Source organism: Acinetobacter genomosp. 15BJ, from assembly GCF_000400715.1.
Taxonomy (GTDB): Bacteria; Pseudomonadota; Gammaproteobacteria; order Pseudomonadales; family Moraxellaceae; genus Acinetobacter.
Genome location: NZ_KE007351.1, coordinates 382,111 through 395,513 on the forward strand (window position 1 = coordinate 382,111; position 13,403 = coordinate 395,513).

Annotated in this window: 12 protein-coding genes; 6 read left to right on the top strand and 6 right to left on the bottom strand. The window is 41.6% G+C overall.

Annotated elements, in window-relative coordinates:
• Positions 1-109 precede the first annotated feature (109 nt).
• Genes F896_RS00395 through F896_RS00385 form a run of 3 tightly spaced genes read left to right on the top strand, consistent with a single transcriptional unit; the run spans position 110 to position 3,790 of the window.
• The gene (locus tag F896_RS00395; RefSeq protein WP_004802154.1) at positions 110-745 is read left to right on the top strand and encodes a response regulator transcription factor GacA; all 636 of its coding nucleotides are present in this window, start codon (positions 110-112) and stop codon (positions 743-745) included.
• Between the two features lie 17 nt (positions 746-762).
• The gene (locus tag F896_RS00390) at positions 763-2,328 is read left to right on the top strand and encodes a sensor histidine kinase (protein WP_016165206.1); all 1,566 of its coding nucleotides are present in this window, start codon (positions 763-765) and stop codon (positions 2,326-2,328) included.
• A gap of 25 nt (positions 2,329-2,353) precedes the next feature.
• On the top strand, positions 2,354-3,790 hold the full coding sequence (locus F896_RS00385; protein ID WP_016165207.1) for a sigma-54-dependent transcriptional regulator: 1,437 nt from the start codon (positions 2,354-2,356) through the stop codon (positions 3,788-3,790).
• Between the two features lie 38 nt (positions 3,791-3,828).
• Here F896_RS00385 and F896_RS00380 read toward each other — a convergent pair whose 3' ends face one another.
• The 4 genes from F896_RS00380 to lptF form a co-directional block, all read right to left on the bottom strand.
• The gene (locus F896_RS00380; protein ID WP_004802146.1) at positions 3,829-5,004 is read right to left on the bottom strand and encodes a S41 family peptidase; all 1,176 of its coding nucleotides are present in this window, start codon (positions 5,002-5,004) and stop codon (positions 3,829-3,831) included.
• A 9-nt stretch (positions 5,005-5,013) separates the two neighbouring features.
• A complete protein-coding gene (gpmI, locus tag F896_RS00375; RefSeq protein ID WP_016165208.1) occupies positions 5,014-6,558 on the bottom strand; it encodes a 2,3-bisphosphoglycerate-independent phosphoglycerate mutase in 1,545 nt (514 codons plus the stop codon).
• 114 nt (positions 6,559-6,672) lie between these two features.
• Positions 6,673-7,743, bottom strand: coding sequence for an LPS export ABC transporter permease LptG (gene lptG / locus F896_RS00370; protein WP_016165209.1), 1,071 nt, complete (start codon positions 7,741-7,743; stop codon positions 6,673-6,675).
• Positions 7,743-8,843, bottom strand: a complete 1,101-nt coding sequence (gene lptF / locus F896_RS00365) for an LPS export ABC transporter permease LptF (RefSeq protein ID WP_016165210.1) — start codon at positions 8,841-8,843, stop codon at positions 7,743-7,745. Before lptF ends, lptG begins: the two co-directional genes overlap by 1 nt.
• A 154-nt stretch (positions 8,844-8,997) precedes the next feature.
• On the opposite strand from lptF, the gene F896_RS00360 reads away from it, so the two are divergent.
• From F896_RS00360 to F896_RS00350, 3 genes are read left to right on the top strand one after another with little or no spacing between them, the layout of a single operon-like run.
• Positions 8,998-10,446 (top strand): leucyl aminopeptidase, encoded by a 1,449-nt coding sequence (locus F896_RS00360; RefSeq protein WP_016165211.1) that lies wholly within the window; start codon positions 8,998-9,000, stop codon positions 10,444-10,446.
• A gap of 3 nt (positions 10,447-10,449) precedes the next feature.
• Positions 10,450-10,857 (top strand): DNA polymerase III subunit chi, encoded by a 408-nt coding sequence (locus tag F896_RS00355; protein WP_016165212.1) that lies wholly within the window; start codon positions 10,450-10,452, stop codon positions 10,855-10,857.
• 35 nt (positions 10,858-10,892) lie between these two features.
• Entirely contained in the window at positions 10,893-11,519 is a 627-nt protein-coding gene (locus F896_RS00350) for a cell division protein BlhA (RefSeq protein ID WP_016165213.1), read from the top strand.
• Positions 11,520-11,562: 43 nt separating this feature from the next.
• Here the strand turns inward: F896_RS00350 and F896_RS00345 are convergent, their stop codons facing one another.
• Together F896_RS00345 and F896_RS00340 are read right to left on the bottom strand one after the other, a co-directional pair.
• Positions 11,563-12,222: a riboflavin synthase gene (locus F896_RS00345; RefSeq protein ID WP_005240240.1), complete on the bottom strand. Its 660-nt coding sequence runs from the start codon at positions 12,220-12,222 to the stop codon at positions 11,563-11,565.
• Between the two features lie 152 nt (positions 12,223-12,374).
• On the bottom strand, positions 12,375-13,214 hold the full coding sequence (locus F896_RS00340; protein WP_016165214.1) for an MIP/aquaporin family protein: 840 nt from the start codon (positions 13,212-13,214) through the stop codon (positions 12,375-12,377).
• Between the last annotated feature and the right edge of the window lie 189 nt (positions 13,215-13,403).

A 13,403-nucleotide genomic window follows, 5' to 3' on the forward strand; every position in this document is an offset into this window, starting at 1 on the left:
AACTATTCGCTAAAAACGAAGAATAGGATTGCTAATTTTGTCGTTTCATTGCAAGCTAATTTTGCTTTATGTAACAAAAAACCAGTTTTTTTGAAAAAAGGAGGTCTTCTTGATCACTGTTCTCGTTGTTGATGATCATGAACTCGTACGCACAGGAATTTGTCGTATGTTGGAAGACCACCCCGATGTAGAGGTCATTGGGCAAGCTGAATCAGGTGAAGAAGCCATTGCGTTAGTTCGCCAGAAACACCCTCAAGTGGTGTTGTTAGATGTGAATATGCCTGGTATTGGTGGGGTAGAAACCACTCGCCGTTTATTACAAAGCGCACCTGAAACAAAAGTGATTGCTGTTAGTGGTCTTGCTGAAGAACCCTATCCTTCACTGCTATTAAAAGCAGGAGCGAAAGGCTATATCACCAAAGGCGCACCGATTTCTGAAATGGTTCGTGCTATTAACAAAGTCATGCAAGGCGGAAAATACTTTAGTGCAGATATTGCTGAACAATTGGCCAGCTCCTATCTTTCGGATACGCAACAATCTCCTTTTGATGCGCTATCAGAACGTGAGATGCAAGTTGCCATGATGGTGGTGAATTGTATTAGTGCCCAAGAAATCGCTGACAAATTATTCGTAAGCGTCAAAACTGTAAATACCTATCGTTATCGTATTTTTGAAAAATTGAGCATTGATAGTGATGTCAAACTCACCCATCTTGCGATTCGTTATGGACTCATTAAACCTTAAAATAACAGTAAGCGCCTATGTTAGGGAAAATTGCGTCGTCAGTCTCACAAACTGTCTATCGGCTTGGGGTTTGGTATAGCGGCTATCGGCTGATCATTTCGATTAGCCTGTTGTTAATTTATTTACTCACTGCTGAACAACTTTCCAACAACTATATTTATCCCTTCTTATATTTTTATACCTTGATTTGCTATATTGCATTCAACATTTTTCAACTGTTTTTATTACAGCTTGTTCCGATACAAATCTCCAAGCAGTTGATTTTTATCTTTCTGATTGATGTCATTTGCCTAAGCTTAATCACCTTCTCTGCGGGTGGCCCAAATCTGCAACTCAGCTTGCTTTACGTCATTATTATTTTTTCTTCTGCGATCTTATTAAACGCTCACCTGTCGCTGATTATTACTTTATTTGCTGTCATTATGGTGGTTTACCAACGTTTTTTAGGTGACTTTTTTGAGGCCAATAATTTAAATCACCTCGGAAATAGCGTTTTTCTGGCGTTTTTATTTTTTGTAGTTCATGCCATTGGTCGTATTGCAGTACAGCGTTTTAAAATTCTAGAAACCTTAACTTTTCATCAATCCATTGAAATCCATCAACTACAGAATATTAACCGCTATATCTTAGAACAAATCGAAGATGGCTATTTAGTACTGGATGAAAGTAACCATATCGTCTTAACCAATCCTGCAGCCAATGCGCTATTAGGTATCCATTTACCGATTTCCTTGGAAAAAACGCCACTGATCAAATTACAACCCGACTTATTTGAACTGGTTCAGTTTAGTGACTTAGAGGATGGCGAAGAATTCAGTTTTGAATCACAGCAAAGTTCATACACTATCAATGTTCGGGTTAAGCATCTAATTGTTCCTGAACAAGCCTTAGTATTATTGATCCTAAAAGACGCACAGAAACTGACTCAGCAAGTTCAGCAATTGAAACTCGCTGCACTTGGTCAGCTGTCAGCCAGTATTGCCCATGAAATTCGCAATCCTTTGGCTGCTATTGTACAGGCCAATGAATTATTCAAAGACAGTGATACCCATCAACAAGAAATGCTGTCGCGCATGATTAGCAAACAAGCCAAGCGGATTGATAGTATCGTGCAAGACACCTTAGCAATGGCACGAAATAAACCTACAGAACCACAAGAAATTGATCTGAGCTCCTTCTTTGAAAGTTTACTCAATGAAGATCTTGCAGATGCGAAACAACAAATTCAAATTAAACTCACAGAGCAAACCAACATCTTATTTGATGAAAAACAATTACGCCAAGTGCTGATTAATTTAATTCGGAATGCACTGCGACATAATGCAACTGACGCGCCTTATATAGAAGTCGAGGTGCACGAAAAAGATGGTCGAACTTGCATTGATGTCATCGATTTTGGGACGGGTGTCTCAAAACGAGATATTTCTCAACTGTTCAAACCATTTTTTAGTACCGAAATTAAAGGAACTGGTTTAGGATTGTATTTGTCTCATACGTTTTGTGAGGCAAATCATGCAAAGCTCACTTATATAGAGCGACAACAAGGAGCATGCTTCAGGATTGAATGCTCAAAAATTCATTGATTTATAGATTAGGTTTCTCGGGGAAATGGCAACAAAACAACCACTCGTCTTATTGGTAGACGACGAAGAAGATTTATGTCTTTTAATGCAGATGACGCTGGCGCGTATGGGTATCAAAACACATCTCGCCTATCGGGTCGAACAGGCAAAAAAGTTCTTTACTGAATTCCAGTACGATGCTTGCTTAACAGATTTAAATCTTCCAGATGGCAATGGTTTGGATCTGGTCAAACACGTGACACAGAACTATCCCAATACGCCTATTGCGGTACTGACTGCCTACGGCAATATGGATATTGCCATTTCAGCCTTAAAAGCAGGCGCATTTGATTTTGTCAGTAAGCCTGTCAACCAGATGCATTTGGATCAATTGATTCAGAAAGCATTAAACCGTCCACAGCCTGAACAAGAGGCTGCAGAAACAGCCTTAGAAAACAAGCTGTTAATTGGACGTTCTGCACCCATTCAACAGCTCCGCATCGCCTTAAAGAAAATTGCACGTTCCCAAGCCCCAGTATTCATTACAGGCGAATCAGGAACAGGCAAAGAAGTGGTTGCGAATCTGGTCCATCGTTTAAGTAATCGCAGCGAAGGTCCTTTTATTGCGATTAACTGTGGTGCGATTCCTACTGAATTGATGGAAAGTGAGCTATTCGGACATAAAAAAGGCAGCTTTACTGGTGCAACTCAGGACAAGCAAGGCTTAATTCTGTCTGCACACGGCGGTAGTTTGTTCTTGGATGAAATTGCCGAACTACCTTTAAATATGCAAGTCAAATTGCTGCGTGCCGTACAAGAAAAGAAAATTCGCCCCGTTGGTTCAGATCAAGAGATTGATGTGGATTTTCGTGTGATTAGTGCTAGTCACCAAGACTTGGAACTGTTGGTACAGCAAGGTCGTTTCCGTCAAGATTTGTTCTTCCGTATTCATGTGATGGATATCGTACTGCCGCCTTTACGTGAACGTGGACAGGATATTTTGTTATTGGCGAATCACTTTATTCAAAAGATTAGTCAAGAATGGGATCTAACTGCGAAATCGTTGTCTTCACGTGCAGAGCAGTTCTTATTACAGCAATATTTCCCAGGTAATGTGCGTGAATTACGCAATATTATTGAACGTGCGATTACGCTGAGTGACGATGACAATATTGATTTGGCACATCTCCAAACGGCACCTTTACGTAGTTCATTGGCAAGCCCAGCACCTTCACTTTCCAATACGACGGCTGAAGAAGTTGAAACACCGCAATATTCTGCAAGCCCAAACATGAGTTCAAAGAAGCTTCCACCTGAAGGTTTGGAGCGTTATTTAGAGAATATTGAAAAAGAAATTCTTCTGAATGCACTGAATCTCACACATTGGAATCGAACGTTGGCGGCAAAGAAGTTGGGAATGACCTTCCGTTCGTTACGTTATCGATTGAAGAAGTTCGGTTTAGATACTGAAGATGATGAATAATCAATATTAAAAAAAGCCCCTCAACTGAGGGGCTTTTTTTAATATCTACTTTTCAAAACCAGATCTGTGACATGTTCAAGATAATTATCTTCTTTCATCTCGGCAGACAAAGCATAAGTCTGATTTGGCTGAATGCCTTGACCTTCAATCATATTGCCATTTGGAGTGTAATAGTGTGATACCGTCATCTGCAATGCAGCGCCACTTGGTAAGGGGAACAACTTTTGAACCACCCCTTTGCCATAACTATTTTCGCCTACCACCCATGCACGCTTATGCTCTTTTAATGCCGCTGTAAAGACTTCAGCAGCAGAAGCAGAACGACGGTTGATTAAAATGCCTAATTTCATATTTTGAAATTCATTAGAAGGAAGTGCTTGGAATTGCTGGTCACCTTCAGAACGGCTTTTAGTCGTGACAATTAAACCCTGATTTAAAAATAGGTCAGCCGCTTCGACCGAGGCTGAAAGCAAGCCCCCTGGATTATTACGTAAATCGAATACCACGGCCTTAAGTTTGGTCGAACTATATTCTTCAATCAAACGTTTAATCTCATTCGCCGTATCTTGCTGAAAAACACGTATTTTCAGCACCAATACCTGATTGTGCAACAATACTGGTTCAATATCAGTTTCGACTTTCTTGTTTCTCACCAAAATGGTCGTACTATTATTCTCTGTTTGTATTTGGACAGTACTTCCAATCGAGCCATACAGTAGACCTTGTACTTGGTCTTGATTTAAGCTTTTGAGTTCTTGGTTATCCACTTTCAGAATAACTTGTCCATTGCGTAAACCCAGCTTACTCGAATCCGAACCAGACTTCAGATCCTGAATTTGCCACGTTTTCGAATGTGCATCATAATTTAAATTGAAATCGACAGAAGCTAAATCACCCTCTGTATACTGAATCAGTTGACGATATTCTTCTGCAGATAAATAACGGGAGTAACGATCTAGACCACTGACTAAGCCCTTAATGGACTGTTGGAATAGAGCATCATCCGACTTTTTATCGACATAGTTATCTTTGACGATGCCGTAAATCTGTACAAATTGTTGAATAGATTCAATTGGGACTTCAGCATTACCAGACTTGGAGTCTTCATTCGACCACCCTGAAGAATGGGTGATTGGTGCGGCTGAGAGACTATGCCCCCAACACATCAACACACTTGCACATAACGCTCGGTAAATGTTGTTGTGTTGGGTCATTGATTCACCTTATTTTAAAGTAATTAAGTTCTTGCCTTGCATTTCAGGCGGTACAGCAATGTTCATCAAATGCAGGAGTGTTGGCGCTACATCCGCCAATACGCCATCTTCAGCAATCGTTGCTTGTGTTGGACCAACATAAATAAATGGAACCAATTCTGTGGTATGTTGGGTATGAACCTGTCCACTATCATAGTCTTGCATTTGCTCTACATTACCATGATCCGCTGTAATTAACATATGCCCTTTGTTCGCCATCACTGCATCGTAAACACGACCTAGACAGCTATCGACTGTTTCAACTGCTTTCACCGCGGCATCAAAAACACCCGTATGACCAACCATATCACCATTGGCATAGTTCACGACTAAAAGGTCAAACTCACCTGAATTGATTGCATTCACCAACTCATCAGTTACTTCATAAGCACTCATTTCTGGTTTTAAATCGTAGGTTGCAACATTCGGTGAAGGAATGAGAATACGTTTTTCACCTTCATATTCATCTTCACGACCACCACTAAAGAAGAACGTGACGTGTGCGTACTTCTCAGTTTCAGCAATACGCAATTGGGTCTTACCCAAACTTGACAAATATTCACCAATCGAGTTTTTAAGCGCTTCTGGCATATACGCCACAGGTGCATCAATACTCGCTTGATAACGTGTTAGCATCACAAACTTAGACAGGTTTGGAACAACTTTACGGGTAAATCCAGCAAAATCTTTTTCAACAAAAGCACGAGTAATCTCACGCGCGCGATCGGCACGGAAGTTCATAAAAACAACACTATCACCATCTTGCACTTTGGCAATTTCACCAATACGTGTTGCTTTAACAAATTCATCATTTTCATTCGCAGCATAAGCTAGCTCTAAGCCTTCAACTGCTGAGTTGGCGACACGTACTGCCTCACCTTCTGTCATGAGGCGATAGGCTTGTTCAACACGATCCCAACGATTATCACGGTCCATCGCAAAGTAACGACCAATCATCGAAACGATACGACCCTGATTTGGATATTGTGCAAATAAAGCATCTAGTTTTTCTAATGATGGCTTTGCACTCCGTGGTGGGGTGTCACGTCCATCTAGGAAGGCATGTAGATATACGGTTGCACCACGTTTCAATGCAAGCTCACACATTGCCACAATATGATCTTCATGTGAATGAACACCACCTTGAGACAACAGACCCATCACATGTACGGCACCTTTTGCTAGTTTGGCTTTTTCTACAGCATCAATTAAAACTTCATGCTCAAAAAAAGCACCAGTGCGGATATCTTTAGTAATTCGAGTGAAATCTTGGTACAGCACACGACCTGCACCTAAATTCATATGACCGACTTCAGAGTTGCCCATTTGACCATCAGGTAAGCCGACATCTTCGCCTGAACCTGAGATTAAACTATTTGGATGCTTGGCCTTCATCGCAGTGAGGTTTGGCGTTTTTGCCGCTAAAAAAGCATTATCTTCAACTGCTTCACGATGTCCTACACCATCCATAATTACCAGAACGTGAGGAATTTTGCCAGCATTTGCATCCGTCATAATGGACTCTCTGTTTGTCATTTGATCGGTCTATTTTACCGAAATTTAATCGAATTCTCCATGACCTGACTGATGGCTTTCATCAATCCTGATCATAGAACCTCTCCATCAAGATTAGCGTGCTCGATAGAGCAGATAGCTACCCACCATAAAGATCAGCACCACAGGCATCAGCACAAACCATGCAGGTGAAGGTGCGTACACTAAACTTGCATAGCCCAAGAAATCTTGAAGATAGAAGAAGCCTAGACCTGTAAACAGTGAAATCACCAAACGGAAACCCATTGACTGTTGACGTAATGGCCCAAAAATAAAGGAACAAGCAATCAACACTAAGGTAATTAAAGAAAACGGTGACGTCACTTTCTGCCAGAAGGCCAATTCATAGGTCTTTGGCACCTGGCTATATTCATCCATATAGCGCATGAAACTAATCAATTGGCTTGGAGATAAATCTTCAGGGTCCAAGGTCACCATATGTACATATTTCGGCTGTAATGCTAAACCAAGTGATTGCTGCTCATGATCCGTTTTAATGGCATTACCTTGCGCCAGTAAATCCACTTGATGTGATTGAGACAACTGCCATTCACCATCTTTAATAAACTGCCCTTTTTCAGCGGTCACAAAAGACTGCAAGCGATAGTCCTGATCAAAATCGATGGTCTGAATGTTGCGTAGCTGACCTTGTGAGTTGGCATAATCAATATAAATAAAACGCTGACCTTCACGTGACCAATAGCCTTTGACTTCTCCCAAAGCCGCTACACTGCGTTGCTTTTTAATACTTTGAGCTTGTTCGTTGGTATAAGGAATCACCCATTCACTCAACACAAAAGACAGTACGATCAATAACAGCGCTGAACGCATGACCCAACCAACAATTCGCCATAAACTGATACCCACAGAACGCATCACGATCAGTTCACTATTCGAAGCAAGTGCGCCCAGTCCTAAAACCGAGCCAATCAATGCAGCAACAGGCAGAATTTCATATAAATAACGCGGTGCACCCCACATCACAAATAGAAAAGCCTGCCACGCATTATAGTTAGGTTTCAGCGAACCCAATTCACCAAGGTAAGTAAATAATACTTGTAGGAAAGATAACACCAGCGTTGTTCCAAGCATGGCTAGAACCGTGGTTTTTGTCACATGTTTGGCGACTATTCGACGTGCTAACATCACAACCCCACTCGCTGCATACTTTTCTTAATTTTAGGCGCTAATTTTTGTTTACGTGCAAAAATTGCGGCTGCAATGGCATAAACCAAAATCACAGCTGGATAAGCCCAAATATCCAACTCATCTTTACTGATTCGAGTCTTAATCGCGATCAATACCACAATTAAGCTGGCAAAAATAAAGATCGCAGGAATCAAACGATAATAACGCCCTTGACGCGGACTCACTTCAGACAATGCGACAGCAAGCATCAAACCCACAATAATGATAAATGGTCCAAAGATACGCCAGCCTAACTCACTACGTACCACGGAATCATCCCGTTTCTGCCAAAGCTTGGACATGGACAATGCTTCTACATCATCACTTTCAAATTTCACATCTTTATCATTTTCTAAACGTAAGCGATAAGATTGAAATTCTGCCTGAAGATAACGTGGCTGATTAGGATAAATCTCGTAACGGCGACCTTGAAGCAAGTCCACGACATTAGCCGTATCATTAGCAACTTCAACACGAGTGGCTTCTTTCGCCAAAATCATGATGTCTGGTTTATCTTCTTGATTGGCTTTTTGATAGAAGAAAATCTCTTTTAAATTCTTACGGTCTTCAGACAAGGAATCTGCATAAATGGTAAAAGGCCCTGAAGAAATAAACTCCTTGGGACGAACCAAGTCAAAACCCGTGCGTACCGCTTGTGTGCTGGTCAGTTTTTCAAACTCACGTAAACCCCACGGCCCCATCCAAATCATTAAACAGGTTTGCACCACCAGATATACCAAGGTCATTGGTAACAACATGCGTGCCAACTGGTTACGGCTCACACCACTGCCATTTAACACCGCCATTTCATGGTCAACATACAGACGACCAAACACCAGCATCAAGGCAATGAAGAAACCCAAAGGAAGAATCAGCGTTAAAAACTCGGGCAAACGATAGCCGATGATGCTAAATAAAATGCCTGCATCTAAACGACCTTGAGCTGCCACGCCAAAATATTTGATTAAACGACCACCCATCATAATCAGGGTTAATAAACCAATGACGACGAGAGATGTCGAAACCACTTGTTTGACGAGATAACGCCGAATAATCAAAGTAATACTTCCAAAAAGCCCAATTGAAGGTAACGCTAGTTTACCCGAATGTTAAAAATATAAAACCTATCGCTTGTTGCGGATTGCAACCTCATATCTGAAAGTGTTTAATGGACTTATCTTTATTTTTCACTCATCAGGTTCCATACAAACAATGAAATTTACCCTTCATAACGCATTCCCAACTCAGGCGTCTAGCGAATCTTTGTGGATTTTGGTTGATTCAGAACAATTACAACAGAACTTAAATACATATCAAATCAATCACCTAGAAGAAGTGCTTAACGCAACACAATTCAAAGCAGGTTTTAACGAAAGCTTAGCCTTAATTACCAATATTTCCGTACAAGCCAATGCTCAATTGCTCGGACTCGGAAAAAATGCCGAGTTAAAAGCGACAAAATTAGCAAAACTCGCACAAACTATTATCAAATCATCACAAAATAAATTTAAACAAATTAGTATCGATCTTTCAGCACTCTCAACCGATTTACATTCACTGTTTGTCTTAAGCCTGACTCAAGCAGCGTATGGTTATGATGAATTTAAATCGAAAAAGAATGAGTCTGTCTTAGAAACAATCCATCTTGTTGCCAATCGAACCACTTTAGATGATGCACAATTGAATTTGATTCATGCAGTGCAATCAGGTCAGAACTACGCCCGTGATCTCGGCAACCGTCCTGGTAATATTTGCTTCCCTGAATATTTGGCAGATCAAGCGATTGCACTTGCAGCACAATATCCAGCGCTTTTAAAAGTCACAGTGCTTGATGAACAGCAAATGGCGGACCTAGGGATGTATGCCTTCCTTGCAGTCAGCAAAGGCTCTGACCGCCCAGGTCGCATTATTACACTCGAATACAATGCCAAAGTAGATCAAGCACCTGTCGTGCTTGTCGGTAAAGGTGTGACCTTTGATACAGGTGGTATTTCATTGAAACCTGGCTTAGGTATGGATGAAATGAAATTTGATATGTGTGGCGCAGCTTCTGTTCTTGGAACCATTCAAGCACTTTGTGAAGCTCAACTCCCAATTCATGTGGTCGGTGCGATTGCAGCAGCAGAAAATATGCCTTCTGGCCATGCAACTCGTCCAGGTGATATTGTGACCAGCATGAGCGGTCAGACTATTGAGATCCTAAATACCGATGCCGAAGGTCGTTTAGTCCTTTGCGACACCCTCACCTACATCAAACGCTTTAACCCAGCACTGGTGATTGATATCGCAACCCTCACAGGTGCATGCGTTGTTGCACTGGGTAAAGTGGTGAGTGGCTTATTTACGCCAGATGATGAACTTGCCCAAGACCTACAACAGGCAGGTGAACAGTCACTAGACCGCGTATGGCGTATGCCAGTGATGGAAGAGTATCAAGAATTACTCGACTCTCCTTTTGCTGATATTGCCAACATTGGCGGTCCATATGGTGGCGCAATTACTGCTGCTTGTTTCCTCGAACGTTTCACTCGTGATTATCGTTGGGCACACCTCGATGTCGCAGGTACGGCGTGGTTATCGGGTGCAGCCAAAGGTGCTACAGGTCGTCCTGTGCCATTACTGATGCAGTTTTTAGCAAATCGTGTTGCAACGAAAAACTAGAACATGCCACAAATCAGCTTTTATCTATTTGAGAATAGTACAGAACGGCAAGTCGAAAGTGCTTGCCGTTTATGCCGTAAGATTCTGAATCAGCATCCACAAATTTGGTGGTATTGCGTTGATTCAGAGCAGCAAACGGAGTTAGATGAGAAACTTTGGAACTTTGATCCACTCAGTTTTATTCCACATGGCATCGATCAACCGCATAGTCCTGTGTGTATTTCAGCGGAATTACCTCCGTCGAATGATTGGATCGTGTTTAATTTTAACAATCATGCACTTGAACAAACTCAAGATTTTCGCCACATTATCGAAATTATTGAAAATAATGAAACGGCAAAACAGATCGGGCGGGAAAAATTTAAAATGTATCGTCGTTTAGGTATTGAACCTCGAACATTTAAATTATAAATCGGCAATAAACAGCATCATTTGAGGAGTGTCTTGTGGCATTAAATGTAGGTCAGGACTTTAAAAAACGTTGGTTAAATGCACCTGAGGCTGTCCGTCAGACCTATCAGGATGATTTAGCACGTATTTGTGATCTACTGCTACCACAAACACTGACTCAGACATGGACACAGCATGAGGAAAATGCTCAGCAACTTTCTCAGCAGCGCATTGATCAAGCCTATGCCGACTTAAAAGCGGACTTGATTGAACAAGCACGTATTCGTAAACAACTGGCTTTGGAAAAGGCTTTGGAAGAGAAGCGTGCAGCTGAAGCAGCATATGCAGCGCAATTACAAGCCGATGAAGCCCGTCAATTTGAACAACAGACTGAAAACCTGCTTGCCTTACGTGGTCATATTGATCAGGAAATTGCACAGCAAACTGAACGCTATCAAAGTAACCCTGAACAGCCAAGTGTGGATTATGCACGAGGTCAAAGTATGGTGATCGATGACCAGCAAATTCTGTCCGAACTGGAAAGTGTCCGTGTACGACTTGAATTAGAAGCTGAAGGTTTAATTGAGCAAGCGGTAACGGTGTTTAGAGCAAAACTGCACGCCCTAGCACAAGATGAAATTGACTATATTCTGAAAAACAGTGAATTTTCAGACGAAAAATAATAAAAAAGCCCAGTTCGAACTGGGCTTTTTTATACTTCATCTTTTATTTTAAAAAACCATTTTCAGCCAAGAATGCCATACTAATATTCGATTCAGTTTTCTGTTCAGCGGCCTTATCACCTAGCAATAAACGCTCGATATAACGTGCCAAGACATCCACTTCCAAATTGACTTTGCTTCCAACCTGCCAAGTGCCAATATTGGTACGCTCGGCAGTATGTGGAATCAAATTCAAACTTAAAATATTGCCGCGTAAATGGTTAATCGTCAAACTGATCCCATCGACCGTGACTGAACCTTTCTCGGCTAAATATTTAGCCAACTCAACAGGTGCTGTCACTTCAAAATACAGTGAACGTGCATCATGGCGCACTAAGCTAATTTCACCTAAGCCATCCACATGGCCGCTGACAATATGTCCACCAAAACGTGTGGTTGGCAGCATCGCTTTTTCGACATTGACGGCTTGGCCGACCTTCCACTGGCCCAGTGTCGTCCGATTTAAACTCTCACGCGAAACATCAGCCGCATACCAGTTCTCACCCCATTCAATCACGGTCAGGCAGATCCCGTTAGTGGCAATCGAATCACCCAAATGCACATCAGACATATCCAAATCAGTTTGAATACGCAAACGAACGTCGCCACCTACACTTTGTAGGCTCTCAACCTTACCTAAACTTTCAATAATGCCTGTAAACATGGGAGTTTCAACCTATCTTTATTGCAGTATGTAGCACTGTAAAGAAGATACCTTAAAGCAAAGAACTGGAGATAACAAGGCATGTGCAATGCAAATACAGGCAAATAAAAAGGGCCATCTATTGATCGCCCTTTTTAAAATTCATCTGGTCTTTATTGCATTTCAGACACTTGTTTTTCAGCAGTGGCTTTGTGTTCGACTTTTTGATTCAGCAAGAAATGGCTAAAGAACAACTTATAACCAAGTACGCCCAAACAAGCCCCTACGATTGGTGCAATAATCGGGACGATAAAGTACGGAATATCACGGCCACCAGTAAAAGCAACAGGTCCCCAGCCAGAGAAATAGGCTACAATTTTTGGGCCAAAATCACGTGCAGGGTTCATAGCAAAGCCAGTCAATGGGCCAAAAGACGCACCAATCACAGCAACCAACAGCCCCACTAGAATCGGAGCCAAAGCACCACGTGGTAAACCATTGCTATCATCACCAATTGCCATAATCAACCACAGCAATAACATGGTGATAAACATTTCCACCATAAAGGCCTGACCAAGCGAGAGCAGATGATGTGGATAGGTTGAGAAAATTCCCGCCAATTCTAAACTTTCAACACTGCCCCGCACCATATGATGGGTTTGCTCATAGTCCACAAATAAATTGCTATACAGACCATAAACCAGAAGTGCCCCCACAGCTGCACCAGCAACTTGTGAAATGATATAGAAAGGTACTTTACGTTTTTCAAAACCAGCAAACAGCGCCAAAGCGATAGTCACTGCGGGATTGAGATGTGCCCCAGAAATGCCAGCAGATAAATACACTGCCAATGCAACAGCCAAGCCCCATACGATACTAATTTCCCACAAGCCTAAACTCGCTCCTGCAAGCTTAAGTGCAGCCACCACACCAATACCAAATGATAAAAAAATTGCGGTAGCAAAAAATTCAGCTACACACTGCCCCAATAAGGTGGGTTCCGAGCGACTCATAACAACCTCTCTTGGTCATCGCTGCAAATAGGCAAGACCCTAAATTAAGCTCGGCAAACTATAGTTATTTTTAGATATGGTCAATATCATTTGGTAAAAATTTGAACGATTGGTTAAAGTATTTCCAGTCTTATATTAAGTGAACACGACGATAAAAACAGAAGGATAAAAAGTTCTATACATTTGTTT

Coding starts and splice junctions, on each gene's coding strand:
- F896_RS00390 (WP_016165206.1), top strand. CDS start 763: ATGTTAGGGAAAATTGCGTCGTCAGTCTCACAAACTGTCTATCGGCTT.
- F896_RS00385 (WP_016165207.1), top strand. CDS start 2,354: ATGGCAACAAAACAACCACTCGTCTTATTGGTAGACGACGAAGAAGAT.
- F896_RS00380 (WP_004802146.1), bottom strand. CDS start 5,004: ATGACCCAACACAACAACATTTACCGAGCGTTATGTGCAAGTGTGTTG.
- gpmI (WP_016165208.1), bottom strand. CDS start 6,558: ATGACGGATGCAAATGCTGGCAAAATTCCTCACGTTCTGGTAATTATG.
- lptG (WP_016165209.1), bottom strand. CDS start 7,743: ATGTTAGCACGTCGAATAGTCGCCAAACATGTGACAAAAACCACGGTT.
- F896_RS00360 (WP_016165211.1), top strand. CDS start 8,998: ATGAAATTTACCCTTCATAACGCATTCCCAACTCAGGCGTCTAGCGAA.
- F896_RS00355 (WP_016165212.1), top strand. CDS start 10,450: ATGCCACAAATCAGCTTTTATCTATTTGAGAATAGTACAGAACGGCAA.
- F896_RS00345 (WP_005240240.1), bottom strand. CDS start 12,222: ATGTTTACAGGCATTATTGAAAGTTTAGGTAAGGTTGAGAGCCTACAA.
- F896_RS00340 (WP_016165214.1), bottom strand. CDS start 13,214: ATGAGTCGCTCGGAACCCACCTTATTGGGGCAGTGTGTAGCTGAATTT.